The sequence below is a fragment of the Microbispora sp. ATCC PTA-5024 genome (assembly GCF_000511135.2).
GTDB lineage: Bacteria > Actinomycetota > Actinomycetes > Streptosporangiales > Streptosporangiaceae > Microbispora > Microbispora corallina.
On record NZ_KI866524.1, the window covers coordinates 675,851 to 676,184 of the forward strand.

At 63.2% G+C, this 334-nt stretch carries 1 protein-coding gene; it reads right to left on the reverse strand.

Going from position 1 to position 334, the window contains the following annotated elements:
• A partial coding sequence (locus tag MPTA5024_RS43720) for a hypothetical protein (protein ID WP_442922085.1) occupies nucleotides 1-316 on the reverse strand: 316 nt, incomplete at its 3' end.
• Nucleotides 317-334: the final 18 nt, after the last annotated feature.

The following is a 334-nucleotide window of genomic DNA, read 5'->3' on the forward strand; positions in this document are numbered from 1 at the left end:
TCTCCGTCGACCACGCGGCGGTGCCGTCAGGGCGGTAGATCACTACGTTGGCGTCACCTTGAACTACAAGACGACTGCCGGGGTCCTGCGAGGTACCCGAAGCCCAGACCGGCGTGCCACCCGGACGATAGATGACCAAGTTGCCGTCACCTTGCATGACACACACGCCCGCAGTCGTGCCACCGGTCTTCGAGTCCCACAGGGCCCCACCCGGTCCATACAGCACGAGGTTTCCATCACCCTGATAGACGAATGAGTAACGGCCATCACCCGAGCTGATCGACTGCCCCGGCAGCAACACCTCACCCGGCTGCATGTCATCGCCCTGAGCCGA